This is a genomic window from Reinekea sp. (assembly GCF_982785585.1).
This window is the reverse complement of record NZ_CEYAVF010000003.1, coordinates 1-8,651: the sequence shown is the minus strand read 5'-3', so window position 1 is coordinate 8,651 and position 8,651 is coordinate 1. Positions and strand designations below refer to the sequence as shown.

6 protein-coding genes are annotated in these 8,651 nt (G+C 52.0%); 1 reads left to right on the top strand and 5 read right to left on the bottom strand.

Features of this window, described 5'->3' with window-relative positions; genetic code table 11:
* Nucleotides 1-160: 160 nt before the first annotated feature.
* The 5 genes from AC4FIC_RS01980 to grpE all read right to left on the bottom strand — a co-directional run bounded on the left by AC4FIC_RS01980 (nucleotide 161) and on the right by grpE (nucleotide 6,645).
* Complete coding sequence (locus AC4FIC_RS01980; RefSeq protein WP_100258231.1) at nucleotides 161-1,246, bottom strand: hypothetical protein; 1,086 nt, start codon at nucleotides 1,244-1,246, stop codon at nucleotides 161-163.
* 597 nt (nucleotides 1,247-1,843) lie between these two features.
* The gene (gene dapB / locus AC4FIC_RS01975; protein ID WP_100258232.1) at nucleotides 1,844-2,650 is read right to left on the bottom strand and encodes a 4-hydroxy-tetrahydrodipicolinate reductase; all 807 of its coding nucleotides are present in this window, start codon (nucleotides 2,648-2,650) and stop codon (nucleotides 1,844-1,846) included.
* Between the two features lie 146 nt (nucleotides 2,651-2,796).
* On the bottom strand, nucleotides 2,797-3,912 hold the full coding sequence (dnaJ, locus tag AC4FIC_RS01970; RefSeq protein WP_100258233.1) for a molecular chaperone DnaJ: 1,116 nt from the start codon (nucleotides 3,910-3,912) through the stop codon (nucleotides 2,797-2,799).
* A gap of 121 nt (nucleotides 3,913-4,033) precedes the next feature.
* Nucleotides 4,034-5,953 carry a molecular chaperone DnaK gene (dnaK, locus tag AC4FIC_RS01965; RefSeq protein WP_100258234.1) on the bottom strand — a complete coding sequence of 640 codons (1,920 nt, stop codon included), beginning with the start codon at nucleotides 5,951-5,953 and terminating at the stop codon, nucleotides 4,034-4,036.
* Between the two features lie 86 nt (nucleotides 5,954-6,039).
* A complete protein-coding gene (grpE, locus tag AC4FIC_RS01960) occupies nucleotides 6,040-6,645 on the bottom strand; it encodes a nucleotide exchange factor GrpE (protein ID WP_100258235.1) in 606 nt (201 codons plus the stop codon).
* A gap of 215 nt (nucleotides 6,646-6,860) precedes the next feature.
* On the opposite strand from grpE, the gene recN reads away from it, so the two are divergent.
* On the top strand, nucleotides 6,861-8,534 hold the full coding sequence (gene recN / locus AC4FIC_RS01955) for a DNA repair protein RecN (protein WP_273284766.1): 1,674 nt from the start codon (nucleotides 6,861-6,863) through the stop codon (nucleotides 8,532-8,534).
* Nucleotides 8,535-8,651 lie beyond the last annotated feature (117 nt).

Genomic DNA, 8,651 nt, shown 5'->3' with positions numbered 1-8,651 from the left:
TATAGTCAGGTTTAGGGTTCATCCCTGACCAATGCGCCTAACCTTAAGACAAGATATGAGAGGACGACTGCTGCCGTCCTGGGCTTATCATTAGGTCTCGCCCATAAAAAAACCAACCCGAAGGTTGGTCTTATGTTCTAGGTTTCAGACGAGTCTGAACTTAGAAAGAGTACTTAGCACCCAATGTAACGCTGTTAGTCGCGTCACCTTGCATGGCGTAATCACCGTAGTAAGAAACACCAGAAGCAGCAGAGTAAGTCGCGTTCAACTCGATCAAAGCGTCAGAAGCTGTAGCAGCATCGAACTCTCCGAGGGTAACGTCTGCAGAGTAAGCCATCAGGCCAGCAGAGTAACCCAAACCAGCAGTCACTTCATCGCCAGCGTCAGCAAGTGTAGTCATCTTGTAACCGGCAGACAATGTGATCACGTCAATAGCGTAAGAAACACCACCGAACATCTCTTCGTCGTCTGTAGTCTCGGTGCTAGGCTCCAAGTAACCAACAGTCAGAGTCGCGCCGGCAACTGTAGTAGTCGCGTTAACCGCATAATCTGTATCAGTAGCGCCAGCAGTGTCGCTAGTGTAGTTCAGTGCAGCCATAACGGTTGCGATATCAGCGCTGTAAGTTGCAGCAGCACCGACAAACATCGGCGCGTCTAAGCCCAGTTCAGAACCGAGTGCACTAGCCTTCATTTGGCCTTCAACAACATAGGCCAAAGAACCAGCAGCACCAGCGTATTGAGCAGAAGCAATGATAGAAGTACCAGTTGTGTTGGCTTCATCGCCACCCAACTGAACAGTAACGCCTTCAGCTGCGACATAACGGAAGGCAATTCCGTCTTCCATGTCGTCATCACCGGCCATAGTAACAGAGGCATCGATGTATTCATCAGTAGACATAAGCCCGCCAACCTGACCGAAGGACAGGTTGCCGTCAGTAACGACTAAGTCGCCCAGAGTAGCAGTAACACCAGTATCTTCGTCAGACTCAATACCTAAAGAGCCAGAAAAAGGACCGTTTGTTACAGCAACTTCCATAGAGATGCCATATAGGAAGTCATCATCATCGTTCAAATCTACGTCGAAAGTAGAATCAAGAGGAGTCAGAACTTCGGTAGCGCCAGCCATGTTATAAATAACACGAGCATCCAGAGCACCGGAAAAAGTTGTAGTTGTTTCTGTATCAGCCGCAAGTGCTTGACCAGAGATAGCAGCAGCGAGAGCAGTAACTGCAAAAATAGCTTTCATTAGATTCCCCTATTTTTATTATCAAACCTGGTTAAAAGACCAGAGTAATTGATAGGATTTGTAATTCGGAATGAATTACTTTTCCTTGTTATCGTTAACCCTGCATACAATTATCTCAAAAAGCATGCGGTGTCAAAACGTTACTGTGACAAACTAACTAACTAAGATGTCATCTATATTATGATAGGCGATTCTCATCGGCTGGGTAGAAGACTTCTTGTCATTTATTTTTATCCCAGGGCTGGCCGGTGAGCCGAACAGCCATCGCCAACTATAAAAACAGAGCGGCACGGTCCGGTCAACCCCTTTTTTCGCCCTAAGGCCCAGTATTTAAGCTTTTCCCCCCGATCGAATCCCACCTTGATCAAAATCAACTCATGTAGACTGTCATTTTGAATGACTAACTAGCTTTTCAGGTCGAAATCAACACTTTGAGCAAAATGGCCTTATTGGTAGTAGAGTCTTAACAGTTGGCCATAAGTTGTTCAATTTTGGTGCTTTTATGATCAACAATCAACCTAACTGGCCGGCCCGACCCCCTAAGTATAGTCGAACCTTCCGCCCTAACTCCAACTGGCAGGGGAAAATTTCCGGTGCCTAACGAAAACCTAGGACATCTTCCATGTTATACAGGCCCAATTTGTCCTGATCGGCTAACCATTGAGCCGCTTTGAGCGCCCCGCGCGCGAAGGTTTGGCGACTGCTAGCCTTATGGCTGATTTCCAAGCGCTCGCCCTCGGCGGCAAACAACACAGTATGCTCACCGACTGTGTCACCGCCACGTAAGGACGCGAAGCCGATGGTGCCAGGGGCTCGTGCGCCAACTTGACCGGCGCGATCGGTAACCGCTAAGGCTTGCAACGGCTGGCCCAGCGCCTCGGCGACGGCCTCGCCCATCATCAGAGCGGTACCGCTGGGCGCATCGACCTTATGGCGGTGGTGCGCCTCGATAATCTCGATATCGCTGTCCGCACCCATGACTCGGGTTGCCAGGCGCAGTAGTTGCAGTGACAGGTTAACGCCCACCGAGTAGTTGCCGGCATAGACCACGGCTAGTCGATCAGCATAGCTATTCATCTCGATCAGTTGCTCGGCGTTAAAACCGGTGGTGCCAATCACCACACCTGAGCGATGCTTAAGGGCTGCCGCGAGATTGTCCAGCGTGGCCTGTGGCGCGGTAAAGTCAATTAGAATGGTGTCGGAGGCGAGTAGGCTGGACAAATCACTACTGAGCGCGATATCCAGTCGCCCACGGCCGATTAGTTCACCGACATCCGCGCCAATCAGGCTAGAATCGGCCTTAACCACGGCGCCGACCAATTGCAGCTGCGGATTGTCCAAGACCGCACTCAGAAGCGCTCGGCCCATACGGCCGTCGGCCCCGGTGATAATGATTTTTTGCATCTGTGGCTCTCTCGTTAGTTAACGGCTGTGAGTATAGGGAACATTCGGTTCAAAAAAAAAGGCCTAACAGCGCCATTGGTGCACTATTAAGCCTTTTCACCAGCCTCTTTTCGATCAGAGACCCTGGTTGGGTGGCACTGACAGGCCTAGACCTCGTCGAAGAACTTCTTCACCCCGTCAAACCAGCCCTTGCTGCGCGGTGAGTGTTTCTTGCCCTCGAGACTTTGCTGCAACTCTTGCAACAATTCCTTTTGCCGAGCCGTCAAATGCACGGGCGTTTCGATCACCACACGGCACATCAGGTCGCCAACGGCTTGGCCGCGAACTGGCTTAACGCCCTTGCCGCGCAAACGGAAGAGTTTACCGGTCTGAGTTTCGTGCGGAATCTTCAGCTTAACCCGACCCTCTAGGGTCGGCACTTCCAATTCGCCACCCAAGGCGGCTTCGGTCATGCTGATAGGCACTTCACAATAGAGATTGGCCCCGTCGCGCTCGAAGATTTCATGCTGCTTCACATGCACTTCAACATAGAGATCCCCGGCCGGTCCGCCGTGACGACCGGCTTCGCCTTCACCGGAGAGGCGAATGCGATCACCGGTGTCGACGCCCGGTGGTACCTTGACGTTGAGGGTTTTCGTCTCTTCTTTAACGCCACGACCGTAACACCCGGTACAGGGGTCCTTGATGATCTTGCCAGCACCGGAGCAGGCCGGGCAGGTTTGCTGCACGGCGAAGAAGCCCTGCTGCATGCGCACCTGGCCCGAACCACCACATGTGGTGCAGCCGATCGGCGAGGTGCCCTTCTTGGCACCAGAACCGGCGCAAATACCACAATTGGCCAGCGATGGAATCCGGATAGTCTTTTCGATGCCGCGAACGGCCTCTTCCAGAGTGAGTTCCATATTGTATTTTAGGTCTGAGCCACGCTGTACTGACGATCGCCCGCGACCGCCACTGCCGCCGAATATATCGCCAAAGACATCGCCAAAGATATCGCTGAAACCGCCCGCACCCTGACCGCCCTGACCGGCTTGGCCGTTGACACCAGCATGGCCGAACTGGTCGTAGGCCTGTCGTTTCTGGCTGTCGGACAAGACCTCATAGGCCTCATTGATCTCTTTGAATTTGCCTTCAGACTCTTTGTCGTCCGGGTTCCGATCGGGATGAAATTTCATCGCCATACGACGATAAGCCTTCTTGATTTCCTTTTCGTCGGTACCCTTGGCTACACCCAGAATCTCGTAATAGTCGCGCTGTGACATAATGCTGATTGCCTTACTCAATACAAAAACGCGGGTCGATGACCCGCGATTTAACCATCCTGTATCAGCCTAGAAGCGGCACGCTAAGGTGCGCCCGGTCGGCCGGTTATCGGGATATCACTTACTTATCTTTAACTTCTTCAAACTCTGCATCCACTGCGTCGTCAGCACTTTCGGCAGATGCATCGGCACCGGCTTCGGGTCCTGCACCGGCTTCTTGAGCGGCGTCGGCATAGATTTTCTGTGAAAATGCAGAAGAGGCTTCGCTCAGGGCTTCTACAGCCTTGTCGATCGCTTCCTTGTCTTCATCCTTAATGGCAGCTTCTACCGCGACACAGGCCGCTTCGATGCTTTCTTTCTCTTCGTCCGTGGCCTTGTCACCATTTTCTTTCAGTGACTTGCGCGTGGCATGAACCAGGCCATCGGCGGTGTTACGCGCTTGGGCAAGTTGTTCAAACTTCAGGTCTTCTTCGGCATTGGCTTCGGCGTCTTTAATCATCTGATCGATTTCTTCATCGGACAGACCGGAGTTGGCCTTGATGATGATCGATTGCTCCTTGCCGGTGCCCTTGTCTTTAGCCGAGACGTTCAGGATGCCGTTGGCGTCCAGGTCAAAGCTCACTTCAATCTGTGGTACACCGCGTGGTGACGGCGGAATATCGGCAAGGTCAAAACGCCCCAGGGATTTATTCTGACCGGCCATCTTACGCTCACCCTGCAGCACGTGAATGGTCACGGCGGCCTGGTTATCGTCTGCAGTAGAGAAGGTCTGGCTCTTCTTAGTTGGGATGGTGGTGTTCTTGTCGATCAGCGGCGTTAAGACACCACCCATGGTTTCAATACCCAGGGTTAATGGCGTCACGTCTAACAACAATACATCTTTCACTTCACCCGACAGAACGGCGCCCTGAATGGCTGCGCCAACAGCAACGGCTTCATCTGGGTTAACATCTTTGCGCGGCTCTTTACCGAAGAATTCAGCAACCTTGGCTTGGACCATCGGCATACGCGTTTGGCCACCCACCAGAATAACTTCATCGATATCGGAGATATCGTGGTCGGCATCCTTCAGAGCGATGCGAACCGGCTCTAATGAGCGTTCGATCAAGTCTTCAACCAGTGATTCCAGCTTGGCGCGGGTGACCTTGACATTTAAGTGCTTCGGGCCACTGGCATCGGCGGTGATGTACGGCAGGTTTACGTCGGTCTGCGCGGCAGAGGACAGTTCAACCTTAGCCTTCTCGCCAGCTTCTTTCAAACGTTGCATTGCCAGGGCGTCGCCTTTTAGATCGATACCCGACTCTTTCTTGAAGGTTTCAGCCAGGTAGTTAATCATGCGCATGTCGAAGTCTTCGCCACCTAGGAAGGTGTCACCGTTGGTTGCCAGTACTTCAAACTGGTGCTCGCCATCGACTTCAGCAATTTCAATGATCGAGATATCGAAGGTACCGCCACCGAGGTCGTAGACCGCAATGACGCTGTCACCACGACGCTTGTCCATGCCGTATGCCAGTGCCGCAGCAGTAGGTTCGTTAATAATGCGTTTAACATCCAGACCGGCGATACGGCCAGCGTCTTTAGTGGCCTGACGCTGAGCGTCGTTAAAATAGGCCGGTACGGTGATAACCGCTTCACTGACAGATTCGCCCAGATAGTCTTCGGCCGTCTTCTTCATCTTCTTTAATATTTCGGCAGAAATCTGTGGTGGCGCTTTCTTGTCGCCCTTCACTTCAACCCACGCGTCACCGTTGTCGGCCTTGACGATCTTGTAGGGCACCATGGCGATGTCTTTTTGCACGACATCGTCTTCAAAGCGACGGCCAATCAAACGCTTTACCGCATAAACGGTGTTGGCGGGGTTGGTAACGGCTTGGCGCTTGGCAGACTGACCGACGAGGATTTCATCGTCATCTGTGTATGCAACGATCGATGGTGTGGTGCGATCGCCTTCAGAATTCTCGATAACTTTAGGCTTGCCGCCTTCCAGGACCGATACACACGAGTTGGTCGTGCCCAGGTCAATACCGATGATTTTGCCCATTCTAATTTACTCCGTAAAAGTTCGTTCTTGCGTGCTCAACGATATGTGAGCAATCAAATATATTTCAAGTCCTGACGCTGCGTAAATCAGGCTGTTTCATCAATCGTTTTGCTGGCAGCAGTGCCGCCCTTGCTGACCATCACCATGGCTGGGCGAATAAGCCGGCCATTGAGCAGATAGCCCTTTTGCATCACCGCTATCACGGTATTGGGTTCGACGTTCGGGTTTTCGACCATGGTCATTGCTTGGTGCAATTGTGGGTCAAAAGGATTGCCTTCCGGATCGATAGCTTCGATATTGAACTTAATAAAGAGGTCTTTCAGGCCCTTTAGGGTGAGATCGACCCCCTCTTTGAGCGATACCAGGTCGGCGCTCTCGCTTTCGCTCGATAACACCGCTCGTTCCAGATTGTCTGCCACCGCTAGCAGCTCGCGGGACAGTTTTTCCTGCCCGTACTTATGCGCGTTTTCGACATCTTTCTCGACCCGGCGACGCAGATTAGCCATTTCGGCTTCCGAGCGTAGGTACTGGTCGCGCATTTTGCTGGCTTCTTCTCGAGCAGCAGCTAATTGCACGACCAGATCACTCGACGCTTCGCTTTCGCTGGCCATCACGTCTTCCACCGTCACATCCTCAGGACTAACGGGCTCATTTACTGGCATTTCTTCAACTGACTTATCTTCACTGGTCATTGCTTACCCTATCCACTCAACACTGAACTTAACTGACGGCGGATTTAATTGGGGTTTACCCTTTCTTTTCAAGGGGGCTTTGCACGCTAGAACCAATAAAACTGTGTTAAAAACAGCAGTTCAAGGCTTTTTTAGTGTTCGCTGGTACAAACAACTTGATCGATAACCAGCTTAGCTGTATACATATACAGTATACGACCACAAGGAATTCCACCATGTTGCAGAATCTATTGATCCGAAATATTGCCATTGCCGATAATATCGACATCGATTGGCAGCCCGGCATGACCTCGATCTCGGGCGAGACCGGTGCCGGTAAGTCAATTTTGCTTAACAGCCTGAATCTGGCCTTGGGCGATCGCGCCGAAAGCAACATAGTGCGCCATGGTGAAAAGCGTGCCGAAGTGGTCGCATCCTTTAGCGTCGAGCGGATCCCGATGGCGGCAAAGTGGTTGCTCGAACGCGATCTCGATAATGGCGTGGAGTGCATTTTGCGTCGCATAGTGTCCAGTGACGGTCGATCGCGGGCCTTTATCAATGGTCAACCGGTGCCCTTGGCCGAACTTAAAACACTGGGCGAGTTTCTCATCGATATCCACAGCCAACATGCCCATCAGTCGCTGATGCGCACTGATACCCACCTTCGCATGCTCGATGAATATGCCGGTCTGGGCGCTAAAACAGCGCAAGTCAAGGACGCCTGGGTCAGTTGGCAGGGCCTCGATCGTAAGTTGAAACAGTTGGTGCAAAACACCGCCGAGAAAAACGCACGCTTGCAGCTGCTGCAATACCAATGCGATGAATTAGAAGAGTTAGATTTACAGGACGGTGAGGTCGAGCAACTCGAGGCCGATTTCAAACGGATAGATAAGAGTACTGTGCTATTAGCGGGCGCTCATTCGGCGTTAAGCAAGCTGGGCGATGATGGCGATATTGATCTGACCCAAGAGTTAAAAAGTGCCTTACATTTATTGCAGGGTTTGAACGACAGTTCAACGCACCTGACCAATGCCTTAAGTTTGCTCGACAGTGCTCTGATTCAAATTGAGGAAAGCAGCCACGATCTAAACAGCTATATCGAGAGTTTTGTGGTTGATGACGAAACCCGGTTTCAGATTGAGGAACGGCTCAATCAAATCCATGAATTGGCTCGAAAGCATCGGGTTAATTCGCCCGATTTGGTCGCGCATCAACAAACTTTGCTCGCCGAGCTCGCCGAGCTGAAAAACGATGACGAATTGCTCGTTGGCCTGAGCGACGATGTCGAGCGTCGCAAGCTGACCTATATTAAACTGGCAACCGCCCTGTCCAAACTGCGCAAAAAGAAGGCCTGCACCTTTGCTGAGGAGGTCGTTGAGAAGTTGAACCAACTGGCCATGCCCGGTGCCAAGTTTAGCCTACAATTTAATCCGGAGGGACGCGCCTCCTCCGTCGGCATCGATCAGGTCGAATACCTCATCAGCCTCAACCCGGGTCAGCCATTGCAAGCCTTGGCTAAGGTGGCTTCCGGTGGTGAATTGTCACGCGTATCGCTCGCAATTCAGGTGGTCTGTGCCGAACATTCGACCATCCCTACCTTAGTATTTGATGAGGTGGATGTCGGCATCAGTGGTGCCACGGCAGAAATAGTGGGCCATATGCTGCGGTCGGTTGGTGCCCGGGGTCAGGTAATCTGCGTGACCCACTTACCGCAAGTCGCGTCTTTGGGTCACAACCATTGCATTGTGCAAAAGGTCCAGGGGTTGGAAACCACCAGTACTCATATCCACCAACTGCAAGCAGACCAACGCATCGATGAAATCGCGCGCATGCTCGGCGGCATCGATATCACGGCGCAAACGCGTGCTCATGCCGCAGAAATGCTACAGAGCCATTTACACGCTCACTAATGCTTCAACCCTCAGGTATGACAACAAAAAAAGCCCGCAAGCGGGCTTTTTTTGTTCTTTGTGCGCGCGGCCTAGGGCCTATTGAGCCGCCAACTCCAACAATAGTGCCTTGGTTTT

Coding starts and splice junctions, on each gene's coding strand:
- dnaJ (WP_100258233.1), bottom strand. CDS start 3,912: ATGTCACAGCGCGACTATTACGAGATTCTGGGTGTAGCCAAGGGTACC.
- AC4FIC_RS01980 (WP_100258231.1), bottom strand. CDS start 1,246: ATGAAAGCTATTTTTGCAGTTACTGCTCTCGCTGCTGCTATCTCTGGT.
- dnaK (WP_100258234.1), bottom strand. CDS start 5,953: ATGGGCAAAATCATCGGTATTGACCTGGGCACGACCAACTCGTGTGTA.
- grpE (WP_100258235.1), bottom strand. CDS start 6,645: ATGACCAGTGAAGATAAGTCAGTTGAAGAAATGCCAGTAAATGAGCCC.
- dapB (WP_100258232.1), bottom strand. CDS start 2,650: ATGCAAAAAATCATTATCACCGGGGCCGACGGCCGTATGGGCCGAGCG.
- recN (WP_273284766.1), top strand. CDS start 6,861: ATGTTGCAGAATCTATTGATCCGAAATATTGCCATTGCCGATAATATC.